Source organism: Streptomyces sp. NBC_00271, from assembly GCF_036178845.1.
GTDB lineage: Bacteria > Actinomycetota > Actinomycetes > Streptomycetales > Streptomycetaceae > Streptomyces.
This window is the reverse complement of record NZ_CP108070.1, coordinates 6,900,784-6,922,323: the sequence shown is the minus strand read 5'-3', so window position 1 is coordinate 6,922,323 and position 21,540 is coordinate 6,900,784. Positions and strand designations below refer to the sequence as shown.

The 21,540-nt window shown below is 67.1% G+C and carries 20 protein-coding genes, 2 tRNA genes and 1 pseudogene; 9 read left to right on the top strand and 14 right to left on the bottom strand.

Going from position 1 to position 21,540, the window contains the following annotated elements; all coding sequences use genetic code 11:
* Positions 1–137 precede the first annotated feature (137 nt).
* Both OG798_RS31535 and OG798_RS31530 read left to right on the top strand, forming a co-directional pair.
* The gene (locus OG798_RS31535; protein ID WP_267062583.1) at positions 138–1,364 is read left to right on the top strand and encodes a pyridoxal phosphate-dependent aminotransferase; all 1,227 of its coding nucleotides are present in this window, start codon (positions 138–140) and stop codon (positions 1,362–1,364) included.
* A 130-nt stretch (positions 1,365–1,494) separates the two neighbouring features.
* Positions 1,495–2,535: an adenosine deaminase gene (locus tag OG798_RS31530; protein WP_095853125.1), complete on the top strand. Its 1,041-nt coding sequence runs from the start codon at positions 1,495–1,497 to the stop codon at positions 2,533–2,535.
* Here OG798_RS31530 and OG798_RS31525 read toward each other — a convergent pair.
* The gene (locus OG798_RS31525; protein ID WP_267062582.1) at positions 2,480–3,199 is read right to left on the bottom strand and encodes a hypothetical protein; all 720 of its coding nucleotides are present in this window, start codon (positions 3,197–3,199) and stop codon (positions 2,480–2,482) included. The two genes, OG798_RS31530 and OG798_RS31525, sit on opposite strands and share 56 nt — an antisense overlap.
* 51 nt (positions 3,200–3,250) lie before the next feature.
* Complete coding sequence (locus OG798_RS31520) at positions 3,251–3,862, bottom strand: TetR/AcrR family transcriptional regulator (protein ID WP_095853127.1); 612 nt, start codon at positions 3,860–3,862, stop codon at positions 3,251–3,253.
* 124 nt (positions 3,863–3,986) lie between these two features.
* Here OG798_RS31520 and OG798_RS31515 point away from each other — a divergent pair, with 124 nt between their 5' ends.
* Positions 3,987–4,619 carry an NAD(P)-dependent oxidoreductase gene (locus OG798_RS31515; RefSeq protein WP_267062581.1) on the top strand — a complete coding sequence of 211 codons (633 nt, stop codon included), beginning with the start codon at positions 3,987–3,989 and terminating at the stop codon, positions 4,617–4,619.
* 28 nt (positions 4,620–4,647) lie between these two features.
* Here the strand turns inward: OG798_RS31515 and OG798_RS31510 are convergent, their stop codons facing one another.
* From OG798_RS31510 to OG798_RS31475, 8 genes are all read right to left on the bottom strand, one after another.
* Complete coding sequence (locus OG798_RS31510) at positions 4,648–5,703, bottom strand: UDP-N-acetylmuramate dehydrogenase (protein ID WP_095853129.1); 1,056 nt, start codon at positions 5,701–5,703, stop codon at positions 4,648–4,650.
* Between the two features lie 147 nt (positions 5,704–5,850).
* Entirely contained in the window at positions 5,851–7,314 is a 1,464-nt protein-coding gene (locus OG798_RS31505; protein WP_121415342.1) for a DHA2 family efflux MFS transporter permease subunit, read from the bottom strand.
* Positions 7,315–7,417: 103 nt separating this feature from the next.
* On the bottom strand, positions 7,418–7,987 hold the full coding sequence (locus tag OG798_RS31500) for a TetR/AcrR family transcriptional regulator (protein ID WP_179436469.1): 570 nt from the start codon (positions 7,985–7,987) through the stop codon (positions 7,418–7,420).
* A 438-nt stretch (positions 7,988–8,425) separates the two neighbouring features.
* Positions 8,426–8,854, bottom strand: a complete 429-nt coding sequence (locus OG798_RS31495; RefSeq protein ID WP_095853131.1) for a MaoC family dehydratase — start codon at positions 8,852–8,854, stop codon at positions 8,426–8,428.
* Positions 8,855–8,856: 2 nt separating this feature from the next.
* Entirely contained in the window at positions 8,857–9,309 is a 453-nt protein-coding gene (locus tag OG798_RS31490) for a MaoC family dehydratase N-terminal domain-containing protein (RefSeq protein WP_060899260.1), read from the bottom strand.
* 165 nt (positions 9,310–9,474) lie between these two features.
* Complete coding sequence (gene rpmG / locus OG798_RS31485) at positions 9,475–9,639, bottom strand: 50S ribosomal protein L33 (protein WP_004571794.1); 165 nt, start codon at positions 9,637–9,639, stop codon at positions 9,475–9,477.
* Between the two features lie 87 nt (positions 9,640–9,726).
* Positions 9,727–9,799, bottom strand: a tRNA-Met gene (locus OG798_RS31480).
* Positions 9,800–9,845: 46 nt separating this feature from the next.
* Positions 9,846–9,918 (bottom strand) — tRNA-Thr (locus tag OG798_RS31475).
* Between the two features lie 559 nt (positions 9,919–10,477).
* Here OG798_RS31475 and OG798_RS31470 point away from each other — a divergent pair.
* Together OG798_RS31470 and OG798_RS31465 are read left to right on the top strand one after the other, a co-directional pair.
* Positions 10,478–11,728: an amidohydrolase family protein gene (locus OG798_RS31470; protein ID WP_267062580.1), complete on the top strand. Its 1,251-nt coding sequence runs from the start codon at positions 10,478–10,480 to the stop codon at positions 11,726–11,728.
* A gap of 196 nt (positions 11,729–11,924) precedes the next feature.
* Positions 11,925–12,581, top strand: coding sequence for an SDR family oxidoreductase (locus OG798_RS31465; protein WP_095853133.1), 657 nt, complete (start codon positions 11,925–11,927; stop codon positions 12,579–12,581).
* 33 nt (positions 12,582–12,614) lie between these two features.
* On the opposite strand, the gene OG798_RS31460 is transcribed toward OG798_RS31465, so the two are convergent.
* The gene (locus OG798_RS31460; RefSeq protein WP_060901523.1) at positions 12,615–12,827 is read right to left on the bottom strand and encodes a hypothetical protein; all 213 of its coding nucleotides are present in this window, start codon (positions 12,825–12,827) and stop codon (positions 12,615–12,617) included.
* 1,077 nt (positions 12,828–13,904) lie between these two features.
* Between OG798_RS31460 and OG798_RS31455 the strand changes: the two genes are divergently transcribed.
* A complete protein-coding gene (locus OG798_RS31455; RefSeq protein WP_328758051.1) occupies positions 13,905–16,313 on the top strand; it encodes a restriction endonuclease in 2,409 nt (802 codons plus the stop codon).
* 174 nt (positions 16,314–16,487) lie between these two features.
* On the opposite strand, the gene OG798_RS31450 is transcribed toward OG798_RS31455, so the two are convergent.
* Together OG798_RS31450 and OG798_RS31445 are read right to left on the bottom strand one after the other, a co-directional pair.
* Positions 16,488–17,639 (bottom strand): helix-turn-helix domain-containing protein, encoded by a 1,152-nt coding sequence (locus OG798_RS31450; protein ID WP_328760102.1) that lies wholly within the window; start codon positions 17,637–17,639, stop codon positions 16,488–16,490.
* Positions 17,620–18,261, bottom strand: a complete 642-nt coding sequence (locus tag OG798_RS31445; protein WP_328758050.1) for a hypothetical protein — start codon at positions 18,259–18,261, stop codon at positions 17,620–17,622. Before OG798_RS31445 ends, OG798_RS31450 begins: the two co-directional genes overlap by 20 nt.
* 44 nt (positions 18,262–18,305) lie before the next feature.
* Between OG798_RS31445 and OG798_RS31440 the strand changes: the two are divergent.
* From OG798_RS31440 to OG798_RS31430, 3 genes and pseudogenes are all read left to right on the top strand, one after another.
* Positions 18,306–18,563, top strand: a pseudogene (locus OG798_RS31440) (site-specific integrase); the annotation flags it as partial.
* Positions 18,564–18,670: 107 nt separating this feature from the next.
* The gene (locus tag OG798_RS31435) at positions 18,671–19,123 is read left to right on the top strand and encodes a GntR family transcriptional regulator (RefSeq protein ID WP_328758049.1); all 453 of its coding nucleotides are present in this window, start codon (positions 18,671–18,673) and stop codon (positions 19,121–19,123) included.
* Positions 19,120–20,022, top strand: coding sequence for a phosphotransferase enzyme family protein (locus tag OG798_RS31430; protein WP_328758048.1), 903 nt, complete (start codon positions 19,120–19,122; stop codon positions 20,020–20,022). The genes OG798_RS31435 and OG798_RS31430 overlap by 4 nt, the downstream gene beginning before the upstream one ends.
* Before the next feature lie 5 nt (positions 20,023–20,027).
* On the opposite strand, the gene OG798_RS31425 is transcribed toward OG798_RS31430, so the two are convergent.
* Positions 20,028–21,401: a hypothetical protein gene (locus tag OG798_RS31425; protein WP_328758047.1), complete on the bottom strand. Its 1,374-nt coding sequence runs from the start codon at positions 21,399–21,401 to the stop codon at positions 20,028–20,030.
* Positions 21,402–21,540: the final 139 nt, after the last annotated feature.

The window sequence follows — 21,540 nt, the reverse complement described above, 5'->3', positions numbered from 1 at the left end:
AACAGAAAGTGTCCGTACGGGCTTTGTCCGCCGAAGATCGACCGGTGAGGGATCCGGATCCGGACGGTTGTTCTCTTGCTGTTCAGTCTGTGAAACCCGCGTGCCGGGGGAGTTTCCGGTCTGAAACGATGGGTGCCATGAGCCCTGCAACCCCTCCCACCGAGCGCCGGGTCTCCGCCCGAGTCGGCGCGATCTCCGAGTCCGCCACCCTCGCCGTGGACGCCAAGGCCAAGGCACTCAAGGCCGCTGGACGTCCGGTGATCGGTTTCGGCGCCGGTGAGCCCGACTTCCCGACCCCGGACTACATCGTCCAGGCCGCCATCGAGGCCTGCTCGAACCCCAAGTACCACCGCTACACGCCGGCCGGCGGGCTCCCCGAGCTGAAGGCCGCGATCGCCGCGAAGACCCTGCGCGACTCCGGCTACGAGGTGGAGGCCGCCCAGGTCCTGGTCACCAACGGCGGCAAGCAGGCCATCTACGAGGCCTTCGCCGCGATCCTCGACCCGGGCGACGAGGTCATCGTCCCGGCGCCCTACTGGACGACGTACCCGGAGTCGATCCGTCTCGCCGGCGGTGTCCCGGTCGAGGTCATCGCCGACGAGACCACCGGCTACCGCGTCTCGGTCGAGCAGCTGGAGGCCGCCCGCACCGAGAACACCAAGGTGCTGCTCTTCGTCTCCCCGTCCAACCCGACGGGCGCCGTCTACAGCCGCGAGCAGATCGAGGAGATCGGCCGCTGGGCCGCCGAGAAGGGCCTGTGGGTCCTGACGGACGAGATCTACGAGCACCTGGTCTACGGGGACGCGGAATTCCACTCCCTCCCGGTGGTCGTCCCCGAGCTCGCCGACAAGTGCATCGTCGTGAACGGCGTCGCGAAGACGTACGCCATGACGGGCTGGCGCGTGGGCTGGGTCATCGGCCCGAAGGACGTCATCAAGGCCGCGACCAACCTCCAGTCGCACGCCACCTCGAACGTGTCCAACGTCGCCCAGGTCGCCGCCCTCGCCGCCGTCTCCGGCGATCTGACGGCCGTCGCCGAGATGCGCGAGGCCTTCGACCGCCGCCGCAAGACCATCGTGCGGATGCTCAACGAGATCGACGGCGTGCTCTGCCCCGAGCCCGAGGGCGCCTTCTACGCGTACCCCTCGGTCAAGGCCCTCGTCGGCAAGGAGATCCGCGGCAAGCGCCCCCAGGACACGGTCGAGCTGGCCGCGCTCATCCTGGAGGAGGCCGAGGTCGCGGTCGTCCCGGGTGAGGCCTTCGGCACCCCGGGGTACCTGCGCCTGTCGTACGCCCTGGGTGACGAGGATCTCGTCGAGGGCGTCAGCCGGATCCAGAAGCTCCTGGCCGAGGCACGGGACTGACGTTTTCGCGCTCCACGCGTGTGTGCGGGCCGTCTCCCCCGGGGGGAGACGGCCCGCTTCTTCGTGCGAGCAAGACCACGAACGGGGAAAGCGCTACCGACACGGCGGGAACGTACGGCAGGATCCTGGAATGGAGCGCGTACGTGATCTCTCTGAACTGCCGAAAGCCCATCTGCACCTGCACTTCACCGGTTCGATGCGGCCCACCACCGTGCTGGAGCTGGCCGACAAATACGGCGTCCGGCTGCCCGAAGCCCTCACCGACGCCCTGACCAGCGGCGAACCGCCCAGGCTGCGGGCGACCGACGAGCGCGGCTGGTTCCGCTTCCAGCGGCTGTACGACGCGGCGCGGTCCTGCCTCAGAGAGCCCGAGGACATCCAGCGGCTGGTGCGCGAGGCCGCCGAGGAGGACCTGAAGGACGGCTCCGGCTGGCTGGAGATCCAGGTCGACCCGACCTCGTACGCGCCCCGCCTGGGCGGGCTCATCCCGGCCCTGGAGATCATCCTGGACGCGGTGGACTCGGCCGTGCGGGAGACCGGGCTCGGAATGCGCGTCCTGGTGGCCGCGAACCGTATGAAGCACCCGCTGGACGCCCGCACCCTGGCCCGGCTCGCCGTGCGCTACGCGGACCGCGGCGTCGTCGGCTTCGGGCTCTCCAACGACGAGCGGCGGGGCATGGCGCGGGACTTCGACCGGGCCTTCGCCATCGCGCGGGACGGCGGCTTGCTGTCCGCGCCGCACGGCGGCGAGCTGACCGGCCCTGCGTCGGTCCGCGACTGCCTGGACGACCTGCACGCCACCCGCATCGGGCACGGTGTGCGCGCGGCCGAGGACCCGCGGCTGCTGAAGCGGCTCGCGGACCGCGGCATCACCTGCGAGGTGTGCCCGGCGTCGAACGTCGCCCTGGGGGTCTACGAGAAGGCCGAGGACGTCCCCCTGCGCACCCTCTTCGACGCCGGCGTCCCGATGGCCCTCGGCGCCGACGACCCCCTGCTGTTCGGCTCCCGGCTGGCCGACCAGTACGAGCTGGCACGCCATCACCACGGCTTCACGGACGCGGAACTGGCCGAGCTCGCACGCCAGTCGGTGCGGGCCACAGCGGCCCCCAAGGACGTCAAGGAGAAGCTGCTGTCGGGCATCGACGACTGGCTGGCCGCCCCGGTCGCCTGAAGTGGGTGTACGGCGGATACGCCTGGAAGCCGATGTCCAGCTCGACGTGACGGCCTCGGGACGGCGGCAGGTGCCGGGTGAGGGAGGCGGCGAGCACGTCGAGCCCCTCGGCGGCCCGCTTCCCCCGCGGCCCGAACCCGGCCGCCGCCTCCAGGTGCGTGGCGGCCGAGGCGAAGGTGTCACGGGCGCCGAGGAGGAAGAGCGTCCCCGCGTGCACGGCCGGATGGATCCGGTCCCGCGCGTCGAGGCGGTCCCAGCCCTGCTCCCAGCGCGCCTCCCAGGCGGCCGCGTGGGCGGCGGTGCGCTCCTCGTCCGTGCGCACGGTGAGCGGGGTGCCCGCACGCAGCCGACGGCGCAGTTCGGGCCAGGCGGAAGCTCGCAGGCCCGGCGACCGGTGGGCCAGGACGAGGTCGACCGGCACTCCGGGCGCAAAGGCCCTGGGGATGCTCCGCCGCAGCGGGACGTACACGATCGTGTGCCGGGAGAACGCGGCGAACGAGAAGAGCGCGGCGAGGCGGGCGAGTCCGTCGTGGTCGCCCACGAGGTAGCCCCAGCCTTCGACGGGGTCACTGAGCGTGGTGTGCCGCAGCGGCGGACGCGGCTGGACGACCCGGTAGGCGCGGGGGCCGACGCGCGGCGTGAACTCCGTGACGCTCAGCCGCACAGGGAGCGTCGCACGGCCGTGGGGGCTTGTCTCATCGGGCCAGGTTGATCGTCACGAGGGCTCGTCCGCAACGGAGATTCCGCCCAGCAGCGTGCGGGCGATCGACAGGGCGAACTCGTCCACGGGCGGCGGCTTGCCCTCCTGCGTGGAGTCGTAGGCGAAGGCGCGTTGGGCGCAGGCGCCCAGCAGGAGCGAGGCGGCCGCGTAGGTGTCGACCCCGGCGCGGACCCGGCCCGCCTCCTGCTCGGCACGGAGATAGGCGTCGAGACCCCGGATGGGCATGTGGGGTCCGGACCCCATGGAGCGCATCGACTCCTCGTGCCGGCGCTTGAGCTGCGTTTCCGCGTACAAGGAGGCGGCGATCGGAAAACTCTGCTCATAGAAGAGGGCCGCCTGGCGGGCGATCCCGGTGAGGTTCTCCAGGAGGGTGCCCCGGCCCGGCTCGGCCGCGAGGCCGGCCAGCAGCGGGGTCAGCTGGGGCAGGCGTTCTTTGAGCACGTTGACGAACAGTTCCTCCTTGCTCGGGAAGTACTTGTAGAGCGCCGCCTCCGAGCAGCCCGCGGCCTTGGCGATCTCCTTGGTCGTGGCGCGGGCGAGGCCGATGGTGAGCATGAGCTCGTGCGCCGCCTCGAGGATGCGGATCCGGGCCGGTTTCTGCTGCATGGGCCCCAAGGATTCCATGGTCACCCCTGTTCGGCCTTGACGGGTGGGTGAGTGCTTACCCACTCTAGGAGCAAGCAGAGGTGAGTGAATACTCACCCACCCGATCATCCAGGGGGATCACGTCATGAAACTCACCGTCTTCGGGGCCACCGGCGGCATCGGCCAGGAGATCGTCCGGCAGGCGCTGGACTCCGGCCACCAGGTCACGGCCGTCGTACGGGACCCGGCGCGGCTGACCGTCACGGGTGCGGGCCTGGATGTGTTCCGCGCGGACCTCACGGACCCGCAGGCGCTGCGCCCCGCGGTCGCGGACCGGGACGCCGTCCTCTCCGGGCTCGGCGCCCGCACCCGCAAGGACGCCGGGATCGCGACCCGGCTGACCCGTACGGTGCTGGGCGCCATGGAGGCCGAGGGGGTGCGCAGGCTGCTGGTGGTGAGCGCGGGGCCGGTCGGTCCCGACCCCGAGGGCGCGGCGTTCGTCGACCGCGCCGCGCGGGGCCTGGTCTCGCTGATCCTGAAGGACGTCTACGCCGACCTGGCGGCCATGGAGGGCGAACTGGCCCGGAGCGCGACCGACTGGACGGTCGTACGCCCGCCGCGCCTGCAGAACAAGCCGGCGCCCGGCTCGTACCGGACGGTCGTCGGAGGCTTCCCGCTCAAGGGCCGCTTCATCGGGCGCGCCGACGTGGCGCACGCGATGCTGGCGATGATCAACGACCCCGGGACGGTGAAACAGGGCGTCGGAGTCGCGTATTAGGAGTCGCGTACCAGAACTGGAGCCCTGCCTAGAGCTCCACGCCCACCGTCACCGGCTCGTTGACGAGGGTGATCCCGAAGGCGTCGCGTACGCCGGTGACGACCTCGCGGGCCAGCGCGAGGAGGTCCTCGGTGGTGGCCCGGCCCCGGTTGGTGAGCGCCAGGGTGTGCTTGGTGGAGATCCGGGCGGGTCCGGAGCCGTAGCCCTTGGTGAAGCCGGACTTGTCGATCAGCCAGGCCGCGGAGGTCTTGGTGTGGCCCTCGCCCGCCGGGTACGCGGGCGGCACGACGTCGCTGCCCAGCCTCTCCACCACGCGCGCGTGGAACGCGGCGAAGTCCTCGTCCGTGAGGATCGGGTTGGTGAAGAACGACCCGGCCGACCAGGTGTCGTGGTCCTCGGGGTCGAGCACCATGCCCTTGCCGGAGCGCAGCTTCAGGACGGTCTCGCGGGCGGTGGCGAGCGGCACCCTGTCGCCGGGCTCGACCCCGAGGGAGCGCGCCGTCTCGGCGTACTTGATCGGCGCCGACAGCCCGTCCGCGTCCTCCAGCTCGAACCTGACGCGCAGCACGACGTACCGCTCGGGGTCGGTCTTGAAGCGGCTGTGGCGGTACGAGAAGGCGCAGTCGGCGTTGGCCAGGGTGACCGTCTCGCGCGCCCCACGGTCGTACGCGATCACTTCAGTGATGGTGGAGGACACTTCCTGGCCGTACGCGCCCACGTTCTGGATCGGGGTCGCGCCGGCGGAGCCGGGGATCCCGGCGAGGCACTCGACGCCGGCGAGCCCGGCCTCGACGGTGCGGGCGACCGCGTCGGTCCACACCTCGCCCGCCGCCAGCTCCAGCCTCGTACCGTCGAGGGCGAAGCCGGTGGTCGCGATGCGCAGGGCGGTCCCGGCGAAGCCCTTGTCGCCGATGACCAGGTTCGATCCGCCGCCGATGATCAGCAGCGGCGTACCGGTGTCGTCGGCCTCTTGGACGGCGGCGATCACCTCGGCGTCGGTCGTGGCGGTGATCAGCCGGGTCGCGGGACCCCCCAGCCGGAAGGTGGTCAGTGGGGCGAGCGGAGCGTCGTGGAGTTCCTGCACGGGCTCAAGAGTACGAGAAGGGCCCCGCCGGTCGAGGCGGGGCCGCTTCTGGGTGCGCACGGGATGGACCAATCAAGGGTTTGGATCCTGGACCCTCTACCGGGGAGCGGTTGCCCTCCCACTCACCGCGAGGTGGTTTCCCTTGCCTCAGCGTGAGGCGGTTTCCAGAACCGGCGCCTGGGCCAGATCCTGCCCCTGGGGCGACTCGGAGGCGACGACCCGGGTCCGAGCCGCACGTCGCGCCGTCGGGATGAGCAGCGCCGCGACGCCCGCCAGGGCGACCACCGCCGCACCCACCACGAGCGCGGGCCGCAGACCGTCCACGAAGGTCTGCGCGGTCCCGTAGCCGCCCTGCGCGGAGAAGATCGAGGACATCACCGCGATGCCGAGCGCGCCGCCCACCTCACGCAGCGCGTTGTTGGCGCCGGAGGCGATGCCCTGCTCCTGCGGACGGACGCTGGACATGACCAGGTTGGAGGCCGGGGCGAAGTACAGGGACATTCCGATGCCGCTGACGATCAGGGCGGGCAACTGGGCGGCGTACGAGGCGTGGGCGGCGACCACGGAGGCGTAGTACGCGAGCCCGGCGGCCTGCAGGAAGAGCCCGGTGGCGACCACGGGACGCCCGCCGACGCGGTCGGAGAGGTACCCGGCGATCGGCGCGACGAGCATCGGCATCCCGGTCCAGGGCAGCATCCGCAGGCCGGCCTGGGTGGGCGAGTAGCCGAGGACGCCCTGCATGTACTGGCTGAGCAGGAAGATCGAGCCGAACATTCCGAGGAACATCAGCAGGCTCGCGGCGTTGATCCCGGCGAAGGCACGGGAGCGGAAGAGCCGCATCGGCAGCATCGGGTTCTTGGCGCGGACGCCGTGGACGACGAAGCCGGCGAGCAGCGCGGCGCCGGCGAGCAGACCGGTCAGGACGATCGGGCTGGTCCAGCCCTCGGCGGGCCCGCGGACCAGGCCGTACACGATCCCGAACAGACCGCCGCTGACGAGCAGGGTGCCGGTGATGTCGAGCGGGGCGCCGGTGCCGTGGGACTCGGCCAGCCGCAGTCGGGCGAGGGGCAGCAGGGCGAGGCCCAGCGGAACGTTCAGCCAGAAGATCCAGTGCCAGGAGACGTGTTCGGTGAGACTGCCGCCGATGAGGGGCCCGGAGGCGACCGCGAGTCCGTTCACGGCGCCCCAGATCCCGTACGCCATGCCGCGCTTGGCGGCCGGCACCGCGGCCGTCAGCAGGGTGAGCGTGAGCGGCATCATGATCGCCGCGCCGACGCCCTGGACCGCGCGGGCGGCGATCAGCGAGTCGAGGCCGGGCGCCATGGCGGCGGCCGCCGAGGCACCGGTGAAGACGGAGAGACCGACGAGGAAGAGCCGACGACGGCCGAACCGGTCGCCGAGCGCCGCGCCGAACATCAGCAGGACGGCGAAGGTGAGCGTGTAGGCGCTCACGGTCCATTCCAGGTCGTCCAGCGCTCCGCCGAGATCCCTGCGGATGGAGGGCAGTGCGGTGGTGACGACGAGATTGTCGAGAGCCGCCATGAATCCGGCGACGCTGGTGATGATGAGGGCCCAGGTTGCTCCCCCGCGACGTGCGGTCTGCTGTGACATCGCTCCCCCTAAGGGCGATCGTTCCCTATAATTAGTTATTGCTGACTAACTTTCGCGGCCAAAAAAAGGCGCTTCCACCCGCCTCCCCCACCCGCTTCCCTGCCTACTTCTCCAGCCGGCCACTGAGCCGCGCCGACGGATAGAGCCCTTCCCAGACCCTGTGCTCGGGCGGAAAACCCATGGCCACCAGGCAGTTGATGAGCATCCCGTACGCCATGAAGCCCGTCGTCTCGTTCAGATCGGCGCCCAGCGACAGGTGGGCGGTCTCCCACAGCCGCATCCAACCGGCCCGTACGGCCTCACCGAGCTCGCGATCACCGGCCTGCTCAGCGGCAGCGGTCGCGACGTACATCTGCATCTGCATCAGCAGTTGCTCCGGGTGCTCCGCGATGCTCTTCGTGTACGCGTTCGCCATGGCATGCAGGGCACCTTCGCCCTCCAGCCCCTTGGCGGCTTCCTCGAAGGCGCGGATGGTGTCCTCCATGCAGCGCTGGGCCGCCGCGAGGAACATTGCCCGCTTGTCGGGGAAGAGCCGGAAGAGATACGGCTGCGAGACGCCCACACGCTTGGCGATCGCCTCGGTGGACGTGCCGTAGTAACCACCCCGGGCGAACTCCGCGATCGCCGCGCGGATGACGCTCTCGCGCCTCTCGTCTGCGCTCATCCTGACCATGCGAATAAGTTAGTGCCCAATCACTAACTAAGTCAAGCGGTAGACGGGAGCGGCTTCGGGCGACCCCCGCGGCCACCGACGACCCGCAGCCGCCATGCGACACGAGGGGCCGTGCCGGTACGTCGCAAGCCCGTCGCTTACGCCCGGATCGAGCAGCGGCTCCCACGTCTGATCCAGCGGCGACGGGCTCGACGTACCGGCACGGCCCCGACCCACCACCGGCGGGCAGCCGGACCGCGGACGACAGACCACGGACACCGGCAGACAGCCGGACCCCGGACAACAGACCACGGGAACCCGCAGACAACCGGACCACGGACGGACAAGACAGGGACGGTAAGACCAGGCGAGGCCGGGCGCGACCGGACGCACGTAAGGGGCGCCGACCATGGCCGACGCCCCTTACCCGCTCCTACCCATCGCTTCTCGGGCCGGCCATCAGGCCAGTCGAACGACCGCTCGCGACATGCCCAGGACCTTCTGCCCCGCGCTCATCGCGGTGAGGTCGACGCGGACGGTGTTGTCGTCCAGCTTGGCCGCGACCTTGCCGCTGACCTCGATGGTCGCTCCCTTGTCGTCGTTGGGGACGACGACGGGCTTGGTGAAGCGGACGCCGTACTCCACGACCGCACCCGGGTCACCGGCCCAGTCCGTGACGACACGGATCGCCTCGGCCATGGTGAACATGCCGTGCGCGATGACGTCGGGGAGACCGACCTCGACCGCGAACTTCTCGTTCCAGTGGATGGGGTTGAAGTCCCCGGAGGCGCCCGCGTACTGCACGAGTGTGGCGCGTGTCACGGGAAAAGTCTGGGCCGGCAGCTCGGCACCGACCTCTACGTCGTCATACGCGATCTTCGCCGTCATGGTCAGCCCTCCTCCGCCGCACGTGCCACAAGCTTGGTGACGGCCGTCACCACGTGCTCGCCCGCCTCGTCGTGGACCTCACCACGGATGTCCACGATGTCGTTGCCCGCCATGGACTTGATCGCCTCGATGGTCGAGGTGACCGTGAGCCGGTCGCCCGCGCGCACCGGACGGGTGTAGGCGAATTTCTGGTCACCATGCACCACGCGGCTGTAGTCGAGACCCAGTTGGGGGTCCTGGACGACCTGCCCCGCGGCCTTGAAGGTGATCGCGAACACAAAGGTCGGGGGGGCGATCACATCGGAGTACCCGAGCGCCTTGGCGGCCTCCGGGTCCGTGTACGCCGGGTTGGTGTCCCCCACGGCCTCCGCGAACTCGCGGATCTTCTCCCGACCGACCTCATAGGGATCGGTGGGCGGGTAGGACCGCCCCACGAAGGACTGGTCGAGCGCCATGGGCTCGGTACCTCCTGGTTTTCAGCCGGTGCAGCGATTCTCGGACCGATGCCCGTACGAGGACTGTCGGCGAATGCTCGACGACCACTCGCGCCTCGGCACTCGGCCGGTGAACGACGCGAGGCCGCCCCCGTTACTGGGGACGGCCTCGTGTACGAGCCTGATTTATCGCGTTTCGCGGTGCGCGGTGTGCGCGTTGCAACGCGGGCAGTGCTTCTTCATCTCCAGTCGGTCCGGGTCGTTACGCCGGTTCTTCTTGGTGATGTAGTTCCGCTCCTTGCACTCCACGCAGGCCAGCGTGATCTTCGGGCGGACGTCGGTGGCAGCCACAGGAGTGCTCCTTGACGAACGGATGGGACATTAATGCATAGAAGAGTAGCCGATCGAAGGACCGACCCCACAATCGGCTACTGTCTGTAGCGGTGACCGGACTTGAACCGGTGACACAGCGATTATGAGCCGCTTGCTCTACCGACTGAGCTACACCGCTGTGATGCGATTGGTCCCCGCCTTGCGACGGGAACCCCTCACACCAGAGCCCCAATACGGAATCGAACCGTAGACCTTCTCCTTACCATGGAGACGCTCTACCGACTGAGCTATTGGGGCGAGCGATGAAGACATTACACGCTCGCCCGCCGATCGCCCAAATCCGTTTCACGGCTCCCGCCCCGGCCTGTTACCAGCCGTTCCCCGCCGCTCCTTCGGCCCCTCACGAACGGTGCGTCACGGCCGCGACTCCGGCCGCTCCCGCCCCACGGATCACGGGCACACAGCCCGGTCGACAGCCCCCGGTCCCAGCCTCTCCGCCCGGCCGACCAGCGGCTCCGTCCCGCCGACCAGCGAGTCCGCCCGGCTGCCCCGACTCGCGTGTCCGGCTCTCATCTCCCGCCTTCTGTCCGTGCACGGACCACACCGGTACGACTATTGCGCTCCTCCCGGACGAGGAGGGCTCGCCACCCTAGGCTCGACTCACGCTGCGTGATCATGCCCCTCACCACCCACGACCTCGCCCCACCCCTCCACCCGGCCACCTCCCACTCCTCCCCCCAGCCACTCCACAACCCCACCACCGAAGCGCCCGCCTCCCCGGTCGGCCCTCCCCACCGAAGCGCCCACCTCCTCAGTCGCCCCTCCCCCGCAGCCGCCCCCGAGCCCCAGGAGCGCGATGCCCGACAGTCAGCCGCAGCCACCCCACTCCTCGTCGGGACAGACCGACACCGCCACCCTGCTGCTGCGCGGAGCGCGGCTCACCGACGGCCGGACTGTGGACGTGCGGCTGGGCGGCGGGCGCATCGAGGCGGTCGGCACCGCCGGGAGCCTGGCGACACCCGCCTCCGGCTCGCGCGCCGCGAAGGTGGACCTCAACGGCTACCTGCTCCTGCCGGCCCCCGCCGAGCCCCACGCACACGGCGACACGGCCCTGACGGCCGACGGCGACGGTCCCCTCTCGTACGACACCCAGGAGGTCCAGCGCCGGGCCACCGAGGCCGCGTTGCTGCAACTCGGGCACGGGGCGACGGCGTTGCGCTCGCACGTGCGCGTCGGCGACGTACAGGGACTCGACGCGCTGGTGGCGGTGCTCCAGGCGCGGCGGGCGCTGCGCGGGCTGGCCGAGCTGACGACGGTGGCGATGCCGCGGGTGCTCACCGGGGTCGCCGGTGCCGACGGGCTCGCGATACTGCGGGACGCGGTGAAGATGGGCGCTTCGGTGGTGGGCGGCTGCCCGGACGCCGACCCGGATCCGACGGGGTACGTGGAGGCGGTCCTGGAACTCGCCTCGGAACACGGCTGCCCGGTCGACCTGCACACGGACGCCTCCGATCCCGCCCGGCTCGCCCGGCTCGCGGCGATGTCGGGGGGCCTGCGGTCCGGCGTGACGCTCGGCCCGTGCGGCGGCCTCGGCCGGCTGCCGTCCGAGGTGGCCTCCCGGGCGGCCGATCAACTCGCCGCGGCGGGCGTGACCGTGGTGTGCCTGCCGCAGGGCGGCTGCGGGGGCGTCGACCGGCGCGGAACGGCTCCGGTGCGGATGCTGCGGGCGGCCGGGGTACGGATCGCCGCGGGCAGCGGCGCCCTCCGGGACGTATCGAACCCGGTGGGCCGCGGTGACCCCCTGGAGGCCGCGTACCTGCTGGCCTCACGGCACGGTCTGCGCCCCGAGGACGCGTACGACGCCGTGAGCTCCGGCGCGCGGGCCGCCCTCGGACTGCCCGAGGTACGCGTGGAAGCGGGTTTCCCGGCCGAGTTGCTCGCGGTGCGCGGGAACCGGCTGGCAGGGGCGCTGTCGCTCGCGTACAGCCGGATCGTGGTGCACCGGGGGCGCGTGGTGGCACGGACCAGCGCGGTGCGGGAGTACTGCAACTCGGTGGCAGCGACGGGGCTGGACCTGCCCCGACAGGGACGCGGAGAGCCCTCCTAACCACAACTGCCGTCCACCACCCCACACGTGGTGCGCGCACAGCCACAACCGCCGCCCGAGCGCCCCCTGTTCACCACGCGGGCCGAGGGCACGACTGCCTCCGCCGCCGCGCGTCCTTGTGGACAACTCAAGAGACCCCTGAGTTGTCCCCAGGGTCGTGCGGCGAACGGGTCCATCCGGGCGTACGGTCGGAAACATGCGCATTGTCATCGCTGGAGGTCATGGTCAGATCGCGCTGCGGCTGGAGCGACTGCTCGCCGCGCGCGGTGACGAGGTCGCGGGGATCATCCGCCGCGCCGAGCAGGGCGACGATCTGCGGGCGGCCGGTGCCGAGCCGGTCCTCTGCGATCTGGAGTCGGCTTCGGTGGAGGAGGTCGCCGCCCATCTGCAGGGCGCGGACGCGGCCGTCTTCGCGGCGGGCGCGGGCCCGGGCAGCGGTCCGGCCCGCAAGAAGACGGTGGACAGGGACGCCGCCGTCCTGTTCGCCGACGCCGCGGAACGAGCGGGCGTACGGCGCCACGTCGTCGTGTCATCCATGGGCGCGGACCCGGCGCACCCGGGCGACGACGTCTTCGACCTGTATCTGCGCGCCAAGGGCGAGGCCGACGAGTACGTACGCGGTCGTACGTCCCTGGAGTGGACGATCCTGCGCCCCGGATCGCTGACCGACGACCCCGGCACCGGCCTCGTACGCCTGGAGGCCTCGACCGGCCGCGGAGCGGTCCCACGGGACGACGTCGCGGCGGTCCTGGCGGGGCTGGTGGAGACTCCTGCGACGGCCGGGCTGACCCTGGAGTTGATCAGCGGCTCGACGCCGATTTCGGTGGCTCTCAAATCGGTCGCGGGGAACTAGACACCGACCGCACCAGGCCATTCGCCGACCCACTCAGAACAACGGAAGCTGCCCGGGGAAGTCGGGCACGGAGTACCCGTCCAGCGTCGGCTGGGCCGCCCCCAGCTGCGCCGGCCGACGCGACCCAGGACACGAGACCAGCTCACCGCTCCCCCGCGCACCAGGCGGATCATGCCGGGCGAACCGTCCCGCGACGACGGCGATCTCCCGACGGCACTCGGGGCAGTTCCTACGACGCGATGACATGAGATCAGTCTGCCCGGCGGGCAGCAGCCGCACCGACAGCACCCGACCCCAGCCCCGGTCGCCATCCACCGAGACCTGCCACGGCGAGGGGGACTACGCCTGGGTGGGCACCTTGGTCGCCATCGCCTGGCGCCAAGGGCGTCTCCGGCTGCATCGGCGACGGCGCCAATCGCTGGCCCGCAGCACACCGCCTCGATATCGCACGGCTGTCGACTGGCAAGCCGACCCACCCCGGCCTCCTCGAAGACCTCGAAAAGGGCCTACCCCGACACACATCGAGTCGCACGCAAGGAATGGGCAGAGGGGCCCAGTTGGGCTGAGGCCGACGGCTTCGGCCATGCGGCTGATCCGGCAGAGGCTCGGGAGAAGTCGCCCACCGAGGCTGAGTGACAGCCCGCCCGTCCCCTGGGGGACGCCTGGGGGACACAGGCCGATCAGGAGCGGAATCCGGGTGGGACGCGGTGAGACAAGTCACCTTGTTTCGATTCCACTCACTAGATCATGTTCGATAACGCAGAAACCCCCTCTGATCTACGTTCTCGCAGATCAGAGGGGGTTTCCCTCAGCGTGGCGGCGCCAGGATTCGAACCTGGGAAGGCTGAGCCGGCAGATTTACAGTCCTCTCGAGATCGCGCCTCAGAGCATGCGTTGACCTGGCAAAATCGGGGCGTTCGCGCCGCGTCCGCCAGTGACTGTCCACGCCTCGTCCAGAGATGCGTGAGGAACCGCCAACGTTGGTGGCCTAAGGCTCAGACAGCGGCGCCCATCGTGCACGCTCAGTGAGTTCGTCCCAGACCCCCGTGCCTCGGTCCGTGGATCGACGGATCGGGCACATAGCCCCACGAGATCCGCCTTTGGGTACAGCCGCGGTCGCGTGGAGGCATGCGGACCGCCCGCAGCAGCGGAAACGCGTCTACTTTGACGATCTACCTACCTGTTGTCGGCTCGCTGCCACTAGGACCAACAGTGCATTTGGGAAAAATCAGGATATTCTCTGCTTCCTTGTTCGTGCGACTGGAGGGCAGGAAATGCTATGGCCAGGCTTCAGCTACTCAAGGGCAGCAGGGGAAAGACTCAGTGAACGCACCCGACTACGATTTTAAGGAACTATCGCCCTACGATTTCGAGGCTCTGGCCCGCGATCTACTATCTCGACACGAGGGAATTACCTTCTCGACGTATGCGATTGGGCGTGATGGTGGAATTGATTTGCGCGCCAAGGATCATAGGGGAGTTCATGTTGCTCAGTGCAAACACACCCCTGAAGCTCGACGCGGAAAACTCCTCACGCACGCAAGAAAGGAAAAGGAAAAGATTGATAATTCAGGCGTAAGTCTCGGTAGGTATCTGTTCTTAACGACGGCTGATATTTCTCCGGGACTAGAGGATGACCTGCTCGAAATACTCGATGGCCTTGCAGATACGGTGGAAGTCCATGGTCGGGGTTGGCTGAACGCACTTCTCTCTGAACACCCCAAGGTTGAACGCCGACACTTCAAGCTGTGGCTTAAATCTTCGATGGCAGTCAGTGAAATGTTGCGCGGAGGAGTCTTTCTGCGCGGCCACTCAAGAGTAAGTAAAATCAAGAGAAACTACATGAGGTTTGTTCATCATGTAGGATGCGAAAATGCTGAGCGGGCATTAGCGGACACCGGAGTGGCCATCATTAGCGGAGCGCCGGGGTCAGGGAAGACAGCTATAGCAGAGTATCTAATTCTTCAATGGTGGCGGCGCGGGTACCGGGTGATCGTGGACCCGCGCACCGTAGATAGTTGGTGGGGGTGGCTTGAAGACGATGTCCCGACCATATTCTTCTTCGATGACGCGTGGGGACAAACGCGTCTTCATGATTTCGCTTCCAGCCACTACGAAAAGGATTTCGCCGAATTTCTTGCATCGGTACTGGAAAAGCGCCTTCATGGTGTAGTAGGCGAAAATTACGAAAAAGTTGTGGTGATCACTAGCCGGTCGCTTATCATGCATGACCTTCTCAGGAGCAGCGACTCTACAAGCCACCTCTTCGAGGGGCTCCCTGACTCAATAGTTCGCGTTGAAAAGCTCCCACATGAGGTACGGGCGAGGATACTTTTCAATCACGTCAACTCAGCTTTCGCTGACCAAAGGATGAGGGACGAGCTCGCTACCGGTAACTGGTGGCACCGAATATCCGCCCACCGCAATTACTCGCCTCGTATCATCGAGCTCGTCACTGCTAGGCGCGGCTTCAAGTCGGGGCACGAGATAATCGACGCACTTGACGCAGCACTACAAGACCCTAAGGAGATTTGGGAGAAATCCTTCAACTCCCTGTCTTCATTCGAGCAGTTGTTCCTGTCGATGCTTGCGGTATCCAGTTCCAGGGGATCTAGCAGCGTTGACCTAGCGAGACGGCTGAGGTCGCATTCAATGACCGACCTCAGTAATGCGCTGGGCCGCCTAACTGGGACTTGGGTAGAACGAACGCATTCGACCTCTATCGACTTACTTGACTTGGCAGATCCCAGTCAGCGAGATTTCCTAGTGCACCACCTTGCCCGCGAGTCTATGGCGTGTCTCGATGTGATTAAAAATACTGACTCTATCGGCGACCTAGCTTTAATCTGCGAGCGAGGGCGCCCCCCTGAATTGGAATACCAGCAATCCCTCTTCTCTTTCGAGGAAGACTCTTTAAGAAATTCATTGGATGGCTGTGCATCATTGCTCCTGGAGAAACTTAGGGCGACATTCGATTACAGGCTAGACGAGATTATGAGGCAAGTTGGCGGACAGCCCGCCATAAATGATCTCGTGGAGGCGTTCCGAGACCTTACACGCGCTCTCATATACCAAGCGGACAGGTACGCTGTTCCTGATACGAACGCGATGGAGGTTGCAGTTTGGTTCGAGGCGAGCGTAGCTATTTTGTTTCCGCTACTGGATCAGATCCAATTTGAGACTTTTGGAGACGCGCTCGATTCGATTTCAGATATGGCTGGAACTTTAGGTGACCTCACTGAAAATCGAGTGTTCCCGGAGCCATACGCAGAGATGATCGAAGGTCTTCGCTTGGCAGTCGCGCTGATGTGGGAAGAGTGGGATGTTCAAGTGCAGGGCGCATCGGGCCTACTCGGCTTCAGTGATGCCGTACATGCAGCCTTAGTGGATCAGCCCGGAGTATTCCGCGAGATCGGGCTGACGCGAACCGCTAAGGAGGTTCTTGATGTTGAACTGCTGGATGCTGAACTCGCTAGCCGTATAGAGGAGGATCCTTTCCGGAATTGGGATTGGGTAACAAGCGACTTGGAGCATCTCCTCAAGTGCAGGCTTGACGTATCCCGAACTGCACTTGCGATACTGGCGAGAGAAGAGGATCGAGCATTTCGGAAGGGAATCAAACCTAAGGTGCCCCGTATTCAACTTGAACTAGGTGGCCCAGAAGTGCCATCTGGCGAAGTTGATGTTCTTTTTAGGTCCCTCGCGGTTTCTGCTAGCGCTGAGGATGTGTAAACCCATCGCTAGCGTCTGGGTACCTTTTTGGTCCATATCCAGCACCTCGTGCCGCATCGAGCGAGAGAACAGTGAAGGGCGCCGGTAGACCGGCGCCCTTCACTAGTACTCGGCGTCAGTGGCCTGCGTCGCCAGCGCTGCCAATCACCACGTGGATCAGGAGCCGACCAGTGACTAGAGAGCCTGGAGGCGGGAGCTCTGACGGCGGCGGTCACCGAGGTTGATGACATTGGCGACTGCACGAGGCGCTGGGTCGATCGCGACGTCTGGCGCCAGGGAGCGCATGAGCACGGGGTGGAGTCCTAGTTCCTCGGAAGCCTGGAGCAGGGACGGCGGCTCGCCGTACTTGCGACCGAGCATTGCCCTCATCAGGGTCGGCTGCTCCGCGTGGACCACAACAGGCTCGTTCGTCCTCCACCCTCGGGCGCCGAGCTGCTTGTAGAGACTTTCTCGGCGGGCCTGGTCGATGTGCCCGAGATCGTAGGCACGGTTGATGAGGGCCTGGATTGAGATACCCCACCGCTTTTTGAGTGCGGCGAACTCCCTCAGCATTAGGGGCCCCGTGAACGCTTCTTCCGCACGCTCCCGCGGCAGCAGGAAGGCGCCGGCGAACCGGTGGGCCTCGCTCTCTGCGCGCTTGCCGTCCAGCCCGTTGCGGCGCGCGGGATGGAGTACCAGGTGCCCCAGTTCGTGCGCCGTTGTGAACCGCTGCCGGTCTCCGCTCCCGGCAGAGAAATAGCTGATCATGGACGGCTCGGCCGTCCCTCGCCAGCAGGAGGCGCCGGAGTGACCCACCACGATGTCTTCTCCCTGCCCCTGGGAGTCGACCAACATGAGAGGAACGACAGGGAGGCCTGCGCGCTCGCAGGCGCGGATGACGTGCCCGATCACCCCATCAGAGCCGATGCCCAGCGCCGCGCGCGTCTGCGCGGCCAAGTCCTCAATGTCGTCGGCGGTGATGTCCCCCTCTGCCCGAGGCAGAGAGGTCCGTCGCACCTTGGTGTCGGCCATGAGGCGTACTGAAACTCGGTACGCCTCCCTGACCGTCGCCTCTACTCGAGCGACCTCCTTGGCCGACGCGCTGGCCTTCTTGCGAAACATCAGCGTGTCGGCAGGGAGGTCAGCAGGGTCAACGTCGAAGAAGGACATGGGCGTGCCGGTCGCCTCAGCGATGCGCACAAGTACGTCATCGGTGACGAGCTTGATGCCCTTCTGGATCTGCGAGATGAGTGGCTGTGACACGCCAGCAGCCTGCGCGAGCTCCCCCTGAGTCAGCCCCATGAGGAGCCTCAGAGTTCGAATGCGCTCAGCTGGATCCCGTGCCACTTCCTTCACCCTCTTCGCGCTGGTCTTCTTCGAACTCGAAGGGCAGTGCCAAGCCCTTGTCGTCGGGGACGAACTCCCAGTCTGTGAACGACTCAGTGTTCCTGGGGAGCTCAAAATCGAGGTCGAACTTCGGGGGCCGACCCGGCTTCCACTCACCGATCGGACGAACGATGCGTACGGAGATCTCTCCGCCCTCCTCAGGAGGGGAGAGCCATACGGCGAGGAGGTTGCTGGCCTCGACCCCAAATAGATCGACAGTTCGATTGTAGTAGTAGCTGATCCGCGCCCTGTTGCGGCCCGGTGCCGGAATCATGTCGTACGGAGTGGCATGCAGGAGCCGCAGGGTCATCATCCCGTTGCGCAGGTGCAAGCGCCCGCTGGAGTTCTTGATCGGTTCCCAGCCGCCGAGGTCAAGGTGCTCCCCGTGGCGACGCTCGATGAAGCGGCGCGCATGGTCCCGGGCCAGGTCGGTGCGGCCCTTGGCGTAGCCCTCACCGGTCATGCCGGAGTCGTCGTAGTGACCGTGGGCAGCGGTGTAGCCATGATCGAGAGCTTCGTAGAGGGGGGTGGCAAGGCCCTCGGTGGCCGTGGTGATGAGAGACGCGTCCTCAGGTGTGAGCATGGCGGTTATTTTATAACTGCTCTACGCACGTCATCAATGACCGGGACGCGCGAGTTCGGGACGGCCGGCTTCACGACGCCCGGCACACGGCCGCCACCGGGCTCATGCTGCTCGGGGTCCCGGACCGGGTCATCGACCAGATCATGGGATGGGGACCAGGCGCCTCCGCACGCATGCGGGCGAGGTACCTCCGCGTCCCCGACGCGATGGTCAAGGACGTCGCCCGGAAGATCGCCGATGCGATCCTGGGAAGCCCGGAAGCACCCGCTGTGGGCAAAAACCCGGACAACGAGCGGTGCTGAACAGAACAGGGGAGACAGGACCATCGGTCAGTTGCGCGGGACGTGGAAAACTTGAATCTGTGAGGCGCCCACTGGGACGCCGGCGAGGTCTAGGAAGGGGAGGCCACGTGCCGCAGGGCAGTCCGCGAGGTACGTACCTTGAGGTCTCGGAATCTCTCCGCGAGAAGATCGGGAAGGGGAAGATCACTGAGGCGCTGCCGTCTCAGGCGGCTCTCGTGAGCCAGTACAGCGTGAGCCGGAGCACCATCGAACGGGCGCTCGCCACGCTCAAGGCTGACGGCGTGATCGAGTCGGTACAGGGTGCCGGGTGGTTCGTGGTGGGGACCGGTGACCGTCGGCCGCTGGTCGAGAAGGTGACCGACCTGTTGCGGGCCGACGGGGTCAAGGTTGGCGACCGCTTCCCCACCGAGAAAGACCTGTGCGAGCGGTTCGGAGCGTCGCGGACTGCCGTCCGTTCCGCCATCGCGCAGATGGAGGGGCAAGGGCTCATCGGCAAGGGGGCCGCGCGAGGGCGGGAAGTCCGCGCGCTGCCGGTCGGACGGGGGACTCAGACGGCATGACAACGACCGAGCGCACCGAGTTCGACGCGGACGCGGCAGCGACCATCCTGCGCAAGGCGTGTGAGGTGGCCGCCGTGGACCCGGACGGAATCGAGATGTTGCGATTCGGGGACCACGCGGTGTTCCGCGTGGATGGCGGCCGTATCGTCTCCCGGGTTGGCCGGAGTCCCGATCGGCTCACCTCCGTGCGGGGGGAAGTAGCCGTGGCGGAATGGCTTGCGGCCGAGGGGTATCCAGCGGCGAGACTCGTGACGGCGGCCGAACAGCCGGTCGTCATCGAGGGCCACCCCGTGACGTTCTGGGAAGGGCTCGCTGACGGGGAAAAGTACGCGAGTACGGGCGAGATGGGTGTTCTGCTGCGGCGGCTTCACGAATTGGAACCGCCGCCTTTTTCGCTACCGCTCCTTCGACCCTTCGAAAGGGTCACACAGCGTTTGGAGCGCGCTGCGATCCCAGACGCTACCCGCGCATTTCTCCGTTCCATGGCTGATGATTTGGCGGCCGAGTACGACCATCTTCAGTTCGCACTTCCGGCCGGCCATCTGCACGGGGACTTCAACGTCGGCAACGTCCTCCATGACGCGGCTGGCCGTCCCAAGGTCATCGACCTGGACGGGTTCGTCACCGGGCCTCGCGAGTGGGACCTCATGCAGACGGCCATGTACTACGACAGCTTCGGTTGGCACACGGAGGCCGAGTACGCTGACTTCGTCGCCGGGTACGGGTTCGACGTGCGGGAATGGTCTGGGTACTCCGTTCTCCGGAGCGTCCGCGAACTACTGATGGTCACGTGGCTCTCGCAGAACGCTGGCACCAATTCGCGTGCGGCCGAGGAAGTTGAGAAGCGGGTGGAAAGCCTGCGCTCTGGTGGATCTCGCCGAGACTGGGCGCCTTTCTAGAGCCATCAGGCGATCTGTTGCCAGAGGCGGAAGCCATAGGCCTGTTCCTCGAATTGGCGGAACTCCGTGGCCCGCCTCATCCCGTCGGTGACGCGCTCTTGGAACTCACGCACGTACTGAACGCAGCGTGCAGACTTCAACCCTTCGCCGAGTTCCAGCGCACTCAGTGCGAACTCAAAACCACGGCCAATCTCGCCGTGGATGATGTATGACTCGGCCTGCACCATCGTCGCGAAGAAGTCACTTCGGTTGTTTAGGCCGTCGCCGAAGATGGAGCCCGCTCCGCGCTCCGTGGCTTCGACAGAGCGCCCCAGGTCGCGGAAGCAGTGGCCTATCTCGGCTGCAAGCTCGACCTCGTCGAAGTAGGCGATGTATGGCGGGTCGCTGTCGGCCGTCTTCTGGCTGAGCTTGCGTTCCGCCTCCACAAGGGCGAGGTCACAGCCTCGCTCATCCCCGAGACGGGCGAGGGCCCGCGCCTCCATCGCCAGGTGATGCGCCGCCATCGTCGGCCCCAGGCTGCCGGCCGGGCCCGCGATCGCAGCACGGGCGAGAGTCGCAGCATCCTGGTACCGCCCCAGGAACGTCGCCTGATGACTCATCGCAGAGAGAATGCTGCTGCCGAGAAGCCGATCACCGGCCGCCTGCGTCATGCGCAGGGCCTGGGTGAAGTACCGCTGTGCGATGCCGTGCAACCCGCTGTCGTACGACATGAATCCGGCGAGCAAGAGTGCTTCGGCAACAGCGGAGTGGAGTTGCTTGCCCACGGAATCGGAGTATGTCCCTTCCAGCATCGGCCGGACATCCGTGTGCAGGTACTGAATCAGGGCGCGCCGGGCGTGGCCGCCGCCGAACTTCCCGTCAAGCATGCTGAACGCGTCGGCTGTCGAGCGCACCATGTCCACGTCCACGGCGCCGACCGCCTGGTTGCCCGCCCGTGTCAGTTCTCCGTCCGGCGGGGCCACGATCCAGCGCAGAGACGCGGTGTTCCAAGCTGCGGAATCGGGCAGTGCCCGAACCAGCGTCTCAGCATCGGCCAGGTCGGCACGCCAGAGGTCAGCAACGGCCTTGGCCGAGCTCTCCGGCTTGTCCGCGAAGTCAAGCCCCAACTCCGGCTGTACTGCGGACACCGCCGCGTCGCCCATCCCGATGTCATCGATCGTGAGGCTACGCCCCAGCTTGCGCCCGATCGCGTCGGCGATGAACTGCGGCATGTTGCCGCGCGGGATGGAGCCCTTGAGCCACCTGGTCACGTATGTGTGGTCACAGGTGATGTCTTCACCTGACCGAGCGGCAGCAGCGACCACCGCGCGAGCAAGCGACTTGTGCGAGAAGTCGCTTTCCTGCATGAGCGCGGCCAGTCTGGCGTTCCGGTCTGCCATTGAACCCCCAGAGAGCGGCCGTAGTGCCAGCTTGACTCACCGTCACTCTACGCAGGTCAGAGCCGGTGAGTAGAGGGTTTGCCCGCAGGAGTGCACAAGTGCACCCCCAAGTACACGCTCCCGAAGTCCTTGCCGTCTG